Origin of the sequence: Maribacter orientalis (assembly GCF_900109345.1) — a bacterium.
In the GTDB taxonomy this organism is placed as follows: domain Bacteria; phylum Bacteroidota; class Bacteroidia; order Flavobacteriales; family Flavobacteriaceae; genus Maribacter; species Maribacter orientalis.
This window is the reverse complement of the sequence record NZ_FNZN01000002.1, coordinates 156,549-172,098: the sequence shown is the minus strand read 5'-3', so window position 1 is coordinate 172,098 and position 15,550 is coordinate 156,549. Positions and strand designations below refer to the sequence as shown.

Below are 15,550 nucleotides of genomic sequence, written 5' to 3'. Positions count from 1 at the left end.
AAAAAGGGAAGCTAAAACTAGCTTCCCTTTTTTTATTGATTATTGTTCAGACGATATCATTTTTATATCCTCCAGTTTTACTTTAGAGTTGACAATTTCTGTTTGTTTGTCAATAAGATGGCTTAGATTTTTCAGTTCTACATTCAGTTCATCGGTGATTTCTTTGAAAAACTGTTTAGCTTGTTGTGTAGGGGCGAAATCACCTCTTTGAGAATCAGCTAATAGAAATGCAATTCTGTTATTTATTCTAATGCCATAATTAAGTGGATCTTGCCTACTTTGATTTTTAGTCATATGAATGTTATTCTCTATTATCGAAAGTTCAGTTTCATAGTCAGATACTAACTGCTGAATGGCATCATTGTCTTTCGTTTTTTCTTTAAGGTATTTCAAATCTTTTTGAATGCTTCTAATCTTAATAATTGCTTCATTAGCTTTGCTTACTTGGTCACGTACGGCAATCAGAAAATCAAATTGCTCTTGATAATCACTCTGTGTGTTAGGCAATCTTGGGTCCTTTATAATTTTAAATTCTTGTTCTTTGGATGTTCCATTGACAGTAAGTTTTAGTTGGTAGGTGCCTGGTGTTACTTTTGGACCTTCATTTGGAGAGGAATAAAAAATCATACCTTCAAATGTCTTAAATCCTGGATAACGCATATCCCAAACCAATTTGTTTCCTCCAGCTTTTACTTTTAAGGATTTTGCTTCTGAGGGGTTCAGTTTGTCCGATTTGGCATTATTTGAAAAGCTCTGTATTAATGAACCGTCTTTTTGCAGAATATCTAGTTGAACAGAATCGCTTTCTTGATATTTATTTAAAACATAGTTGATGATAACACCGTCAGGATGGTTCTTGCCTACCAATTTTGGGTCTGGTTCAGACCATCCACCCGATTGGTGCATTCTATAAGATATACCTGGTTTATAAAGATAAAAATCACTATTGGCTACTTCGGGCGACAGTTGATGAAGTGGTGTTAGGTCATCAATAATCCAAAAACTTCTGCCATGAGTAGCTACTATTAAATCATTGTCCCTGACTTGTAAGTCTCGTATTGCGGTTATTGGTAGGTTTAATTGAAAAGGAGCCCAAGATTTACCATCGTCAAAGGAAATATACATACCCCATTCTGTGCCGGCATATAATAGTCCTTCACGTACAAGATCAGTTCTAATTACTCTTGTGTAATAATTGTCTTTAATACCATTTGTGATTAATGTCCAGCTTTCTCCATAATTATCAGTTTTGTATAAATAGGGAGTGTAATCGCCAAATTTATAAGCTGTAGCTGCTACATATACTGTGCCTTTGTGAAAAGGGCTGGGATCAATAGAATTAATCATATTCAATTTTGGAGACATTGTAGCTGGTGGTGTTACATTGGTCCAAGTTGAACCATTGTCTTTTGTTACATGAATTAAGCCATCATCACTACCTGTCCAGATTACACTTTTCTCAAGAATTGATTCAGAAATGACAAAAATATTTGAATAAAATTCAGCTCCTGTATTATCTTGGGTTATCGGTCCGCCAGAAGATTCTATTGTTTCAGGAATACTTCTAGTTAAATCTGGCGAAATGGTTTTCCAAGATTGACCTTCGTCGGTAGTAACATGAAGAAAATTAGACCCTGCATATAGTTTATTGGAATCATGTCTACTGAATGATACAGGATAGTTCCAATTAAAACGGTATTTCATAATCTCAGCTCCTGAACCTGCCGGATTATCTGGCCAAACATTGGTTGATCTTGCTTGACCGGTTGCGTGGTCTAATCGGTTCATGTACCCTTTATAGGTTCCACCATAAACAATTTGGTTGTTTTTCGGGTCTGGAGCCAAATGTGCACTTTCGCCACCAGCTGTAGGCTCCCAATCTCTTTCAGTAATTGACTCGCTAGATGTTCTGTGAGAAATGCGTATTGCAGTGTTGTCTTGTTGTGCACCATAAATACGATATGGAAAAATACTATCTGTTGCTATTCGATAAAATTGTGCTGTAGGTTGGTTGTAATAACTGGTCCAATTATTGCCACCATCATTTGAAATTTGAGCACCACCGTCATCTGCAATAACCATTCGATTATTATTATTAGGGTCAATCCACAAATCATGATGGTCGCCATGCGGTGCGTTTTTAAGAGTAAAGGTTTTCCCGCCATCTGTAGAGACACCATAACTGACATTCATGATGTAAAGCTTATCTATATTCTCTGTGTCTGCATAAATACGAGTGTAATACCAAGCTCGTTGGCGTAGTGCTCTATTCTCATTTATCTTTTCCCAAGTAGCCCCTGCATCATCAGATCTAAAAAGGCCACCGTTTTCTGCTTCAATAAGAGCCCATATACGATTCGAGTCTACAGGTGAAACCGTGATGCCGACTATTCCCCAAGGAAAACCTGGTAATCCAGATTTTGTTGAGATATCGTTCCATGTATCTCCACCATCAGTACTTTTAAAGAGTTTACTATCGGGTCCGCCGCTATCCATTCGGTATCCGTTTCTTTTCATTTCCCAAGTGGTGGCATAGATAATTCTACTATTGTTCGGGTCTAAGATTAAATCCCCTGAACCAGCCTTATCGCTAACATAAAGTACCTTTTCCCAATTATCGCCACCATCTTTAGAGCGAAAAACACCTCTTGTTTCATTTGGTTTCCATAAATTTCCAATAGCGGCTACGTAAACCAAATCAGGATTTTTAGGATGAATTCTTATTCTAGAAATATGTTCTGAATCTTTGAGGCCAATAAATTTCCAAGTTTCTCCTGCATCCATACTTTTCCATAGCCCTTTACCTGAAGAAACGTTACCACGTAATGTTTGCTCACCCTCGCCAACATAAATAATATTTGGGTCAGATTCAGATACGGCAATGGCACCTATAGAACCTCCAAAATATCCATCAGAGATACATTGCCAACTATTGCCTGCATCTGTGGTTTTCCAAACACCGCCGCCTGCGGTTCCCATATAATACAGATTATTATTGTTGGCGACACCGGCAACCGTGCCAGCACGACCACCTCGAAATGGTCCGATAGGTCGATATTCCATACCGTTATATAAGGTTTCGGTATAGCTAACCGTGTGTTTTTTACTTTGAGCGCTTAAATTTTGAAATGGTGGTAAGCAGAATATTGCAATTAGAATAGTGAAGTGTAACTTTTTCATTTTAAAGTGAGTTGTAGTTAGATTCCTTAAAAATAGAATTATTTAATCTTCATTGATAATCGACATAGCCAAACTTTTTTATTTCTATGAAATTCATGATTTTATAAGGAAAGTTAGGCCTATTTAAAGGAAAAAATGAATGCCTGAAATTTTAAAGTTTAATTTTTAGTATACATTTGTAAGCATAAACAAGGTTGATGGCGAAAAATTTAGTAATTGTTGAGTCCCCTGCAAAGGCCAAAACTATAGAGAAGTTTTTGGGAAAAGATTTTAAGGTTGAATCGAGTTTTGGTCACATTGCGGATCTTCCTTCAAATGAGTTGGGAGTAGATGTCGAGAACGATTTCACCCCAAAATATATAGTTGACAAGGATAAGCAGGCTCTGGTCAAAAAACTAAAGACGCTGGCTGATAAAGCTGAAACTATATGGCTCGCCAGTGATGAGGATCGCGAGGGAGAAGCTATTTCTTGGCATTTAGCAGAAGAACTAGGTTTAGATAAGAAAAAGACCAAGCGTATTGTCTTTAACTCTGTTACAAAATCCGCCATACAAAAGGCAATTGAGAACCCTAGGGAAATCAATTACAATTTGGTGAATGCCCAACAAGCAAGACGTGTTCTTGACCGTTTAGTAGGGTATCAACTATCTCCTGTTTTATGGAAAAAAATTAAGCCAGGTCTTTCTGCGGGTCGTGTTCAATCTGTAGCAGTTCGTCTTATAGTTGAGCGAGAAAGAGATATTGAAGGTTTTGAGCCACAAGCAACTTTTAAGATTTCGGCAGAATTTCAAACAGAGGAAGGAAGTGTATTTTCGGCCAAATTGAACAAAACTTTCGATACTGAAAAAGAAGCTAAGGCCTTTTTAGAGAAAAATATATCTGCTGAGTTTTCAGTAAGTAAATTAGATAAAAAACCGGCTAAGAAATCTCCATCAGCACCATTTACAACCTCTACACTTCAACAAGAAGCTTCAAGAAAATTATATTTTTCTGTAGGTAGGACCATGCAAGTGGCACAACGATTATATGAAGCAGGGTTAATCACCTATATGAGAACGGATAGTGTAAACTTATCCAATGAAGCATTGACCGCTGCTAAAGAGGCCATTGTTAAAAATTACGGTGAGAAATATAGTCATACTAGGAATTTCACAGGTAAATCTAAAGGAGCTCAAGAAGCGCATGAAGCTATTAGGCCTACTGAGATGACCAATCAATCTCCATCATTAGAGCGAGATCAATCTAAATTGTACGATTTAATTTGGAAACGTACAGTTGCATCGCAAATGAGCGATGCCCAACTAGAGCGAACCAATGTTAAGATTAAAACGAATAAGCATAAAGAGGAATTTACTGCAAACGGTGAGGTAATAAAATTTGATGGTTTCTTAAAAGTTTACATGGAAGGTGTAGATGATGAAGATGTAGCAGAAGAGCAAGAAGGAATGTTGCCTGCGATGAAAGAAGGAGAGTCTTTACAGAATAATTTTATTACAGCTACCGAGCGTTTTACCAGGCCTCCTTACCGATTTACAGAAGCATCTTTGGTTAAAAAATTAGAAGAGTTAGGTATTGGTAGACCATCTACATATGCACCTACTATTTCTACGATTCTGAATAGAGGTTATGTTGAAAAAGGTACTATTGAAGGTGCTGAACGTAAGTATCAACAATTGATCTTAGAATCAAATAAAATTCAAGAAAAGAATCTTACAGAAAATGTAGGTTCAGATAAAGGTAAAATGGTACCTACTGATATTGGTATGATTGTTACCGATTTCTTGGTTACCAATTTCGCCAATATTTTAGACTATAACTTTACCGCTCAGGTTGAAGAAGATTTTGATGAAATAGCTTCAGGTGATGAGGATTGGAAGAAAATGATGAAAAACTTTTATAAAGATTTTCATCCAAATGTAGTTGATGTAGAAGAGAATGCGGATCGTGCCAGCGGAGAAAGAATTTTAGGAATTGACCCTAAAAGTGGAAAGCAGGTCTCTGTGCGTTTGGGAAGATTTGGCCCAATGGTACAAGTCGGTACTGTTGATGATGAAGAGAAGCCAACTTTTGCAAGTTTGTTGCCAGAGCAGTCATTGAACACCATTACCTATGAAGAGGCAATGGATCTATTTAAGCTTCCAAGAAAGCTTGGTGTTTATGAAGGGGAAGAAGTATTGGCGAATGTCGGTAGATTTGGACCTTATGTGAAATTTGGAGAAAAATTTATTTCTATGGATAAAGGTGAAAGTGCCTTTGAAATTGAAATGGATAGGGCAATTGAGTTAATTGTTGCAAAGCAGAAAGCCGATGCGCCAGTTGCAATGTATGAAGAAAAAGAAGTGACCAAGGGAGTCGGTAGATTTGGGCCTTTTATTAAATGGGACGGAATGTTCATTAATGTCAATAAAAAATATGACTATGATAATCTATCAAATGATGATATCATTGAACTTATCGAAACCAAGAAACAAAAGGAAATAGATAAAGTTGTACAAAACTGGGAAGAAGAAGGTATACGTATCGAAAAAGCACGATGGGGACGCCATAATGTACTAAAAGGCAAGATTAAGGTAGAATTGGCAAAGACTGTCGATGTAACTAAAATGTCATTAGAAGAAGCTCAGAAGTTGATAGAGAAAAAAACACCAAAGAAAAAGGCAAAAGCTAAACCTAAGTCAAAAAAGTAATATATTTTTAGATCGTAAGATCAGTGTAATATGTTCATGATTCCTAAACCACTTGTAAATGGCCTTTGATTTTTTAGTTCCGGTACCGGACAAAGTTTTGGCCCATAATGAGTTACTGCCTAGTCAATCTATTGGTAAAAATACCTATATACATACTGAAAAGGACGGGTTGCCTGTTCTGGCCAATGCTACTGTGGCCCTTTTAGGGGTTAGGGAGTCTAGAAATGCCTATGAAAAAAAGCACGAGAAGTTAGATGTCTCAGGTATTCGATTGCAATTCTACAAGCTTTTAATTGGTAATTGGAACGGTACCATAGTAGATTTAGGTGATATAGAAGAAGGTGCAACAGTAGATGACACCTATTTTGTTGTAAAAGAAATAGTGGCAGGTTTATTAGAGGAAAATATTATTCCAATAATACTTGGTGCTACCCAGGATCTTACATACCCTGCCTATAGAGCTTTTGATGGCATTAGAGATATGATCAATCTTGTGGCAGTCGATAGTAGGTTCGATTTTGGTATCGAAGATGAAATTATATCTTCTCATTCTTATATGAGTAAGATCATTACTGATAAGCCCAACAATCTTTTTAATTTTTCAAATATTGGTTATCAAAGCTATTTCAATGCGCAAGAAGAAATAGATTTAATGGAACGTTTATTTTTTGATGCGTATCGACTTGGCGAAGTCGCCAATGATATTTCATTGGCCGAACCGGTACTTAGAAATGCGCATATGGTAAGTTTAGATTTACGATCTGTTAAGGCAAGTGAAATGTCATTGTCAGGCAATTTTTCACCCAATGGTTTTGACGGTCGCGAAATATGTGCCATTGCGCGATATGCTGGAATAAGCGATAAGGTCTCTGTTTTTGGCTTGTACGAGATGGAAAACACCGTGCAGTCCCAGCAATTGATAGCTCAAATTATTTGGTATTTTATAGAGGGTATCAATTACAGAATTCAAGAATCTCCATACTCTAAAACTGAAGACTTTGTGAAGTACAATGTGCCTAGCGAAGATGAAGAATTAGTGTTCTACAAAAGTTTATTAACAGAAAGATGGTGGGTAGAAGTCCCATCAATTTTTACTTCACATACTAAAGGCCATACACCTGCGTTATTACCTTGCACCGAGAAGGATTATTTAGATGCATGTAATCAACGCATTCCTGAAAGGTGGTTTAAAGCATATAAGAAAGGCTTTAATTAACAAGAATAATTTTTAAGCATTAAAGGCTTTAATACAATATTTTATATAAAACATAGTTTTAGATGTTAGAATAAATCATTGTATTCTGAGTTTAACCATAATCGAAATTTAACCTAAAGTATGAAGAAGCTATTGTTATCCTCTATAGCGTTTATTTTTTTACTCACCAGTTGTGGGTCTAAGACTAAAGGAGAGCTAACCGGTGTCCAGGGAAAAAAGTGGTATCCGGAAAAACCATATGGAATGGAACTTATCCCAAGAGGTTCTTTCATTATGGGTAAGAGTGAAGAAGACCAAGCAAAATTATTGAACGCACCGACCAAAACGGTTACCGTACGTTCTTTTTACATGGACGACACAGAAATCACAAATAGTGAGTATCGTCAATTTGTAGAATGGGTAAAGGATTCTATCGTAAGAACCAAATTGGCAATATTGGCAGATGAGTTGGGTATCGGCCCTGAAGAGGGCGGTATCGGTGATTATGCATTTAAAGATGCAGATACTACTAGAGCATCTGTTTATGATAAGTATATGCTAGATAATTATTCTGGAATGGGCGAGACCGGTTACGAAGGTAGAGCGTTGAGTAAGGATGAGGAATTGGTCTGGAACACATCTGATTATCCAGATGAGTATTATACTGAAATAATGGATTCTATCTATTTATCTGAAGAAGAATCTTATAACGGTCAGCGAACTATAGATGTAAAAAAGCTAAAGTTTAAGTACAATTGGATGGATATCGAAGCAGCAGCACGTGCTTCTACAAAGGGTAATAAAAGCCGTAAGGAGTTTATTCGTACAGAAGAAGTGGAAATTTATCCAGATACAACTGTATGGATTAGAGATTTCTCTTATTCGTATAACGAGCCAATGCACAACGACTATTTCTGGCACGATGCATACAGTGAATATCCTGTAGTAGGTATCACTTGGCAACAAGCAAAAGCTTTTTGTAATTGGAGAACTAAATATAAGAACGACGATAACAAGAGTAGAGGTAAGCAGTTCGTTAATCAATTTAGACTTCCTACCGAAGCCGAATGGGAATATGCCGCAAGAGGTGGTATCGAAGGTGGAACATACCCTTGGGGTGGACCTTATGTAATAAGTGATACAGGTTGTTTTATGGCTAATTTTAAACCACAACGTGGTGATTATGCCGCAGATGCCGCACTATATACAGTAGAAGCAAAATCTTATGAGCCTAACGACTTTAATATGTACAATATGGCCGGTAACGTTTCTGAATGGACGAATTCAAGTTATGACCCAAGTGCATATGATTATGTATCAACGATGAACCCTAATGGCGGTGATCAATCGAATACTAGAAAAGTTATTAGAGGTGGTTCTTGGAAAGATGTAGCTTACTTCTTACAAGTAAGTACAAGAGATTACGAATATGCAGATTCTGCTCGTAGTTACATAGGATTCAGAACAGTTCAAGATTACATGGGCGAAGAGGATTCTACACAATAAATAGTAGTAAATACAGTTTTATAATAAATTCAAATTAAATTTTAACCAAATCTTTTTTATTAAACCTTAAATTCAATTAAAATCATGGCACAGTCAAAATCCACAAAAAAATTATTTAACATGGCCTACGGCCTAGGAGCATCAGTTGTAATTATTGGTGCATTATTCAAAATTCTTCACTGGGAGTTAGGTCCTTTAAACGGAGGTATTCTTCTAGCGATAGGTCTTATTACAGAAGCTCTTATATTCGCAATCAGTGCATTCGAACCAGTAGACGAAGATTTAGATTGGGCATTAGTTTACCCAGAATTAGCTGGTGCTGAAGGCAAATCTTCTCCTAAAAAAGGACAAGCTGCTGAAATAAAAGAAGCAGAAGCATCTTTATCTAAAAAATTAGACGATTTGTTAAAAGAAGCTGGTGTAGACGCAAGTCTTATGGAGAGCTTAGGTTCTAGCATCAAAAACTTTGAAGGTGCCGCTAAAGGTATCGCTCCTACAGTAGATGCAATGGAATCTACTAAGAAGTATTCAAGTGAAATGGTTCAAGCTGCCAATCAAATGGAGTCTTTAAACAGTCTTTATAAAGTACAATTAGAAAGTGCTAGCAGACAAGCTTCAGTAAACGAAGAAGTAGTACAAAATGCAAGTGCTCTTAAGGATCAAATGGCATCATTGTCAACTAACCTTTCTTCATTGAATGGTGTTTATGGTGGCATGCTATCTGCAATGAGTAAAAACTAAATTGGATTTTAATAGAACCCAAGTCAATTATTAATTAAAATCTAAAAAAATAAATCCATGGCAGGAGGAAAAAATTCACCACGGCAGAAGATGGTCAACTTAATGTATTTGATCTTCATCGCAATGCTGGCATTAAACATGAGTAAGGAAGTATTAGCTGCATTCGGTATCATGAATGAAAAGCTAGAGACTTCAAACGCAATGACAACCGCAAGTAACGAAGCGTTCTTAGGTAGTCTGGAAACTAAAGCATCTGAAGATGCAGCTAAATATGAAAAGCTGTATAAGAATGCTCAACAGATTAAAGCAATGTCTCAAGAATATTATGATTATTTAGAGTCGCTAAAAACTGGAATGACTGAAGGTCTTGAAAATCCTAAGGATTATGCAAGAATGGATATGTCAGATTTCTTAGATCAAAAATTCTTTCAAGGAGATAATCTTTCTGAAGGCGGAAAGGAATTCATGAAAAGAATTACAGATTATAGAGATAATGTAGCTGCTATTGTTCCAGCTTCTTTGAAAGCATCTGTTGTAGATCGTTTTCAAACAGGAAACGAAGAAGGTAAAGTTCAAGCTAAAGATGGTATGCAAGACTGGATCAACTATCATTATGAAGGGTATCCTTTAGTAGCATCATTGGCAAAGTTAACCGCACTTCAAGCAGATGTAAAAGTTACTGAAGAAGCAGCTTTAAAATCTATGTTAGAAGGTGAGTTAACAAGTCAAGTTTCTTTAAAGAATTTTGCGACATCACTTACAGCTACAAAATCTGCATACTACACAGGTGAGAAGTACGATGGAAAGATTATCATTAGTAAAACTGATAATTCTTCTACTCCAGTAAGAGCCGAATTAACGTTAGATGGTAGAAAACTTTCAGAAGGTTCTGATTATAAATTGGAAGCAGGTGGGGTTAAAATGCTAATTGGTTCTGGTTCTGCCGGTGATCATGAATTAAAAGGTATAATCTATTTTAAGCAAGATGGTGAAGAAATTCCTGTAGAGGTTAATAATTCATTCGCAACAATATCTAAGCCAGGTGGCGCTTTAATCGCAGCTGATAAGATGAATGTTGTTTACCGTGGGGTAGCAAATCCAATGTCGATTTCTATACCAGGTATTGCAAATAACAAAGTAAATGCTTCTGCACCAGGTTTAAAGTCAATTGGTGGTAGCAAGTATGTTATGAACCCAGGTACTGGTAGAACAGTTACTATTAAGGCTTCAGGTACATTACCAGATGGTGAACCAGTAGGGTCATCATTAGAATTCAGAATTAAAGATATTCCTAGACCAGAAGGTAGTGTAAGTAAGCAGACAGGTAGTATTAAACTTCCTAAAAGAAATGTTGAAATAGCTACTATAGGTGCTGGTTTAGAAGATTTCGATTTTGATTTAAATCTTGCGGTAAGCGGGTTTAAATTCAAAGTTCCAGGTCAACCAACTGTTACTGTAAGAGGAAATAAGATGGATGGTAAGGCTAAAGCAGCATTAGATCGTGCCAAGAGAGGAGATATCGTTCAAATATTTGATATCGAAGCTTATATCACAAATAACAAAAGTTACAAGTTGAAGAAAGTATCTCCAGTAGTTGTGGAGATTACAAACTAAATTAAATGGAATTCTACCGGGTAAGCCTAACGGTCTTACCCGGTTAATTTTAAAGTGAATCAAACATGAATTGGAAAAATGTTTTAGTAATGGGAGCGGTAACTATGTTACCAGTATCAATGATGGCCCAAGCAAATGTATTGAATGCTAAAAAACCCGATGAGGTTGGTGTGCGTACAGAAGCTCAGAAAGCTGTCGATAATGATGCTCCGTTAGCATACGGTTATGTAGATGATAGGGATATACTTTGGTCTAAAACTTTATGGGAGACCATAGATTTAGATGAGAGAATTAATTTCCCATTATATTATCCAACAGATACTATGGATATTGGACCTGATAGAAGGTCTTTATATCACGTTCTAATTAAAAATTTAAAGAGTGGAAATTTAGAAACGTATACAGATTCTTATTTCACTAAAAAAAGGTCTTTTGGCGATTTAAAAGATGCCTTGCAGATGGTTGATACTCTAGATTATGGGTATGAGCAAATGAATGCAGGTGAAACTGTTTCAGAAGAGTATATTACTCGTAGAAATATATCAGCATCCGATATAGAAGAATATCATATTAAAGGAATTTGGTATTTTGATAAAAGACAAGGTGAGTTAAAATACCGACTTTTAGGTATTGCCCCAGTTGCGCCAGATGTAAATTTTATGGATGATGATAATCCTGATATGGTGGAACTTTTCTGGGTTTGGTTTCCAGATGCACGTGAAATACTTCATGAAGCAAAAGTTTTTAACCAACAGAATTCCGCTCAGCCTATCTCTTACGATATGTTGTTGAACGCAAGAAGGTTTAACGCAGTTATCTATAAAGAGGATAATATTCAAGGTGATAGAAATATAGATGATTATATTGCAGATAATGCTTTGTTTCAGTTATTAGAGGCTAAACGTATCAAAGAAGCTATTCGAGATAAAGAACAAGATATGTGGGCCTATTAAGCTTAATAAAACATCCAATTCAAATAATAAAAACCCAATCGGAAGATTGGGTTTTTTGTTTTTGTAAATAAATGAATTCATTTGTCATTACCTTTGCGGCATGGTAGATTATATGGTAGTAGGACTAGGATTGGCAGGCACTGCTTTTTGTGAAACACTGCGTAGAAATAATAAATCTTTTGTTGTTTTTAATGATCAGTCGCAAACATCTTCAAGAGTTGCAGGCGGACTCTATAATCCTATTATCTTAAAACGTTTTACCTTATCATGGAGGGCAGATGAACAATTAGCTGTAGCGGTTGATTTTTATAACCAACTTGAACAATTCTTGAATATCCAATTTGATGAAAAGTTGCATGTATTACGAAAATTCGCCTCTATTGAAGAGCAGAATTTATGGTTCGAAGCTGCGGATAAAAAAAGCTTGAAACAATTTTTAGATACGCAATTAGTTTCAAATAAAAATTCAGGACTAAAGATCCCTTTCGAATTCGGAAAGGTTTTGGAAACCGGTAAACTAGACACTAAAATTCTCTTTGATGGGTATACGAAATGGTTGCAAAAGGGAAAAAGTATATACTTAGAGACATTTGATTATAACGAGTTGGCAATTCTACCAAATTCTGTTACTTACAAAGGTATAAAAGCTAAAAATATAGTTTTTGCTGAAGGTTTCGGAATGATGCAAAATCCGTATTTCAAGTATTTGCCCATGCAAGGCTCAAAAGGAGAATACTTGATTATTGAAGCAAAAGATCTTCAGGAAAGGAATATTATAAAATCATCTATATTTTTAATTCCGTTAGGTAATGATGTATATAAGGTAGGGGCAACTTACAATAGAGACCAAAAAGATAACTGCATTACCGAAGATGCCAGAGAAGAATTGCAAAGAAAATTAGACGACCTTTTAGGTTGTACTTATCGGATAATTGATCAAGAGGCAGGCGTTAGACCAACGGTAAAAGACAGAAGGCCATTGGTAGGTAAACATCCCAAGTATAATAATCTATGGGTTTTAAACGGTTTTGGTTCACATGGTATTATGATTGCCCCTTGGGCATCAAAAGCATTATATGATCTAATAGAAACAGATGTCCCACTTCTAGATGAAATGGATATTGCAAGGTTTAATTGAAATTAGGAGTTCTTAAGTTTAACCTTTGAATCATATTTTACAAAAATGTTGATCCAAATATTTCTAGACAATCTCATAATTACCGGCATAAAGACAATCATAGTAATTACGATAGTTATAAATGTTTGAATAAGGTTAGCGCCGATGATTAATTTTGCGATTACAAAAGCGGCAACAGCAAAGGCAATTCCTACTCCATAACTCACATACATAGCCCCATAAAAAAAAGATGGCTCAATTTTATATTTAAGGTCGCAATGGCCACATCTATCATGCATTTTAAAGATTTTACCCAAATGATATGGATTTTTGTCCAAATACATGCTTTCTTGGTGACATCTTGGACAACTTCCTGTTAAAATACTGTAGAGTTTGTTTCCTTTTTTTAACATTTGCAAAACTTTATACAAAGGTACAATTTTAAGGCTCTTTTCATCTTATTGGGAAGCCATTAAACACAAATTTTGCTTAAGAGCAATCATTATGTAAAAGTGATGTTTTTAAGAATAAACCAGAAGAAATATTATTTATGTTAAACGTTCACAACCTATCAGTATCCTTTGGCGGAGAATCTCTTTTTGAAGAAATCTCTTTTCGATTAAATGGAGGAAATAGAGTAGGTCTTGTAGGGAAGAATGGTGCAGGTAAATCAACCTTATTAAAAATGCTTAATAAGGATATGCCTTTAGATACCGGTGTTATTGCCGTTGAGAAGGATATAAAAATAGGTTTTCTTAGACAGGATATAGATTTCGTACAGGGTAGATCGGTATTGGATGAAGCATACCAAGCTTTTGAGGAAATTAAGGCCTTAGAGCTAAAATTAGATGAAATTAATCATCAACTGGCAGAACGCACCGATTACGAAACCGATTCGTATAGTCAGCTTATTGTAGATTTAAACGATGTATCTCATCATTATGAAATTTTAGGAGGGTACAATTATCAAGGTGAAACTGAAAAAATTCTTCAGGGCTTAGGTTTTAGACGCGAAGATTTTGAAAAAAAGACCGAAACGTTCTCTGGTGGCTGGCGAATGCGTATTGAGTTAGCAAAGTTGTTATTGCAAAGTAACGATGTATTGTTACTCGATGAGCCAACAAACCACTTGGATATTGAATCTATTATTTGGTTCGAACAATTCTTGAATAATTATACAGGAGCCGTTGTTATTGTTTCGCACGATAAAATGTTCTTGGATAATGTTACTAACAGAACTATCGAAATATCATTAGGCCGAATATATGATTACAATAAGCCATATACGCAATACTTGGTTTTAAGAAACGAGATCAAGCAACAACAGGTAAACGCTCAAAAGAACCAAGAAAAGGAAATACAACAAGCAGAACGGCTTATTGAAAAGTTTAGGGCGAAATCTACCAAAGCATCTATGGCGCAGTCCTTAATAAAAAAATTGGATAAAATTGAGCGTATAGAGGTTGATGAAGATGATAATAGTGTAATGAGTCTGCGTTTTCCAATATCTGTAACTCCAGGTAGGGTAGTAGTAGAAATTGAAGGTCTTTCAAAGGCATATGGTAGCAACCATGTTCTTGATGATATTAACCTTTTAATAGAACGTGATAGCAAAACTGCATTTGTAGGCCAGAATGGTCAAGGTAAATCAACTTTAGCGAAAATTATTGTTGGCGATTTAAAGCATAAAGGACATTTAAAACTAGGTCATAATGTTCAGATAGGATATTTTGCTCAGAACCAAGCGGAGTATTTAGATGGTAATAAAACCATTTTAGATACCATGATAGATGCTGCAAATGAAAAGAATAGAAGTAAGGTGCGAGATATCTTAGGTTCTTTTCTATTTAGGGGAGAAGAAGTTGAAAAATATGTAAAAGTATTATCGGGTGGTGAAAGAAACCGACTTGCCTTGGCAAAAATGTTATTACAGCCGTTTAATGTATTGGTGATGGATGAACCTACCAACCACCTCGATATTAAATCGAAAAACGTATTAAAACAAGCATGTTTAAACTTTGAGGGGACATTGATTTTGGTTTCTCACGACAGAGATTTTCTACAAGGCTTAACTAATAAGGTTTATGAGTTTAAGGACCAAAAAATTAAGGAATATCTTGGTGATGTAGAGTATTATTTAGAACAACGCAAAGTAGAAAACTTTAGAGCTATTGAAAAAAAGCAGGTAGTTGCCGTTGATAAGGAGAAGCCAAAAGAATCGAATTCTTTTCAAGACCAGAAAAAATTAAAGAGTTTAAAAAACCAATTAAGCTCTATAGAAAGTAAGATTGGTAGTCTTGAAAAAGAAATTAAAGAAATCGACCATAACCTTTTGGTAGATTACGATAAAACAATTGCGAAATCTAACTTTTTCGATACTTACCAAGCAAAGAAGAATAAATTAGAGAAGCTAATGCAAGATTGGGAAGTTCTTACATTAAATATAGAATCCATAGCGTAGTCATATTTCATAGACCATGCTTTTAGTGAGTTTCACAACATAAATGGGCGCTTTCACAACAAACGCGGGTTGGTCAACGATAAAATTTTAGTTTTT

Annotated in this window: 10 protein-coding genes; 8 read left to right on the top strand and 2 right to left on the bottom strand. The window is 35.7% G+C overall.

Features of this window, described 5'->3' with window-relative positions:
* Positions 1-39: 39 nt before the first annotated feature.
* Positions 40-3,180 carry a WD40/YVTN/BNR-like repeat-containing protein gene (locus BMY56_RS04345; RefSeq protein ID WP_091620446.1) on the bottom strand — a complete coding sequence of 1,047 codons (3,141 nt, stop codon included), beginning with the start codon at positions 3,178-3,180 and terminating at the stop codon, positions 40-42.
* Between the two features lie 197 nt (positions 3,181-3,377).
* Here BMY56_RS04345 and topA point away from each other — a divergent pair, with 197 nt between their 5' ends.
* The 7 genes from topA to BMY56_RS04310 all read left to right on the top strand — a co-directional run bounded on the left by topA (position 3,378) and on the right by BMY56_RS04310 (position 13,014).
* Positions 3,378-5,867, top strand: coding sequence for a type I DNA topoisomerase (gene topA, locus BMY56_RS04340; RefSeq protein ID WP_091620443.1), 2,490 nt, complete (start codon positions 3,378-3,380; stop codon positions 5,865-5,867).
* A 58-nt stretch (positions 5,868-5,925) separates the two neighbouring features.
* Positions 5,926-7,083 (top strand): formimidoylglutamase, encoded by a 1,158-nt coding sequence (locus tag BMY56_RS04335; protein ID WP_091620441.1) that lies wholly within the window; start codon positions 5,926-5,928, stop codon positions 7,081-7,083.
* Positions 7,084-7,203: 120 nt separating this feature from the next.
* Complete coding sequence (gene porK / locus BMY56_RS04330) at positions 7,204-8,568, top strand: T9SS ring complex lipoprotein PorK/GldK (RefSeq protein ID WP_091620438.1); 1,365 nt, start codon at positions 7,204-7,206, stop codon at positions 8,566-8,568.
* An 84-nt stretch (positions 8,569-8,652) separates the two neighbouring features.
* A complete protein-coding gene (gene porL, locus BMY56_RS04325; RefSeq protein WP_091620435.1) occupies positions 8,653-9,309 on the top strand; it encodes a type IX secretion system motor protein PorL/GldL in 657 nt (218 codons plus the stop codon).
* 57 nt (positions 9,310-9,366) lie between these two features.
* Positions 9,367-10,923 carry a type IX secretion system motor protein PorM/GldM gene (gene porM / locus BMY56_RS04320; protein WP_091620433.1) on the top strand — a complete coding sequence of 519 codons (1,557 nt, stop codon included), beginning with the start codon at positions 9,367-9,369 and terminating at the stop codon, positions 10,921-10,923.
* 65 nt (positions 10,924-10,988) lie between these two features.
* Positions 10,989-11,876, top strand: coding sequence for a type IX secretion system ring subunit PorN/GldN (porN, locus tag BMY56_RS04315; protein WP_091620430.1), 888 nt, complete (start codon positions 10,989-10,991; stop codon positions 11,874-11,876).
* Positions 11,877-11,976: 100 nt separating this feature from the next.
* Positions 11,977-13,014: an NAD(P)/FAD-dependent oxidoreductase gene (locus tag BMY56_RS04310; RefSeq protein ID WP_091620427.1), complete on the top strand. Its 1,038-nt coding sequence runs from the start codon at positions 11,977-11,979 to the stop codon at positions 13,012-13,014.
* A 2-nt stretch (positions 13,015-13,016) separates the two neighbouring features.
* Here the strand turns inward: BMY56_RS04310 and BMY56_RS04305 are convergent, their stop codons facing one another.
* The gene (locus BMY56_RS04305; RefSeq protein ID WP_091620424.1) at positions 13,017-13,406 is read right to left on the bottom strand and encodes a DUF983 domain-containing protein; all 390 of its coding nucleotides are present in this window, start codon (positions 13,404-13,406) and stop codon (positions 13,017-13,019) included.
* Between the two features lie 137 nt (positions 13,407-13,543).
* On the opposite strand from BMY56_RS04305, the gene BMY56_RS04300 reads away from it, so the two are divergent.
* Positions 13,544-15,454: an ABC-F family ATP-binding cassette domain-containing protein gene (locus BMY56_RS04300; protein WP_091620422.1), complete on the top strand. Its 1,911-nt coding sequence runs from the start codon at positions 13,544-13,546 to the stop codon at positions 15,452-15,454.
* Positions 15,455-15,550 lie beyond the last annotated feature (96 nt).

Coding starts and splice junctions, on each gene's coding strand:
- BMY56_RS04345 (WP_091620446.1), bottom strand. CDS start 3,180: ATGAAAAAGTTACACTTCACTATTCTAATTGCAATATTCTGCTTACCA.
- porN (WP_091620430.1), top strand. CDS start 10,989: ATGAATTGGAAAAATGTTTTAGTAATGGGAGCGGTAACTATGTTACCA.
- porM (WP_091620433.1), top strand. CDS start 9,367: ATGGCAGGAGGAAAAAATTCACCACGGCAGAAGATGGTCAACTTAATG.
- BMY56_RS04305 (WP_091620424.1), bottom strand. CDS start 13,406: ATGTTAAAAAAAGGAAACAAACTCTACAGTATTTTAACAGGAAGTTGT.
- BMY56_RS04310 (WP_091620427.1), top strand. CDS start 11,977: ATGGTAGATTATATGGTAGTAGGACTAGGATTGGCAGGCACTGCTTTT.
- BMY56_RS04300 (WP_091620422.1), top strand. CDS start 13,544: ATGTTAAACGTTCACAACCTATCAGTATCCTTTGGCGGAGAATCTCTT.
- porK (WP_091620438.1), top strand. CDS start 7,204: ATGAAGAAGCTATTGTTATCCTCTATAGCGTTTATTTTTTTACTCACC.
- topA (WP_091620443.1), top strand. CDS start 3,378: ATGGCGAAAAATTTAGTAATTGTTGAGTCCCCTGCAAAGGCCAAAACT.
- BMY56_RS04335 (WP_091620441.1), top strand. CDS start 5,926: ATGGCCTTTGATTTTTTAGTTCCGGTACCGGACAAAGTTTTGGCCCAT.
- porL (WP_091620435.1), top strand. CDS start 8,653: ATGGCACAGTCAAAATCCACAAAAAAATTATTTAACATGGCCTACGGC.